This window comes from Intrasporangium chromatireducens Q5-1 (assembly GCF_000576575.1).
Classification (GTDB): domain Bacteria; phylum Actinomycetota; class Actinomycetes; order Actinomycetales; family Dermatophilaceae; genus Intrasporangium_A; species Intrasporangium_A chromatireducens.
The window spans coordinates 1-247 of sequence record NZ_AWQS01000651.1 but is presented as its reverse complement, the minus strand read 5'-3'; the positions used below and the strand labels follow the sequence as shown (position 1 = coordinate 247).

The following is a 247-nucleotide window of genomic DNA, read 5'->3' as shown; positions in this document are numbered from 1 at the left end:
GTCCCTGCTACCCGAGGACGGCAGCCACGCCTACGGCCCCTACCCTCGCGGTCTGGACGGCCGCGCCGACCACCGCCGCGCCCACCGGGAACTCACCGAGGACCGCGGCGGCCAGGCCCTGAGACGTCCCCACGAGGCGGCCGGGTCCTGGTCCCGTCACCCGCTCGTGTCCAGTCCGCGGGTGGCCGAGCGCATCGCCTGACGGCGCTGGCGAGAGCTGCGCCCTCGCGCTCCGCGGGCGGCCCTG

1 protein-coding gene is annotated in these 247 nt (G+C 77.7%); it reads left to right on the top strand.

Going from position 1 to position 247, the window contains the following annotated elements; genetic code table 11:
- Nucleotides 1-202: hypothetical protein (locus tag N864_RS25425; protein WP_162164578.1), on the top strand; the 202-nt coding region annotated here is incomplete at its 5' end.
- Between the last annotated feature and the right edge of the window lie 45 nt (nt 203-247).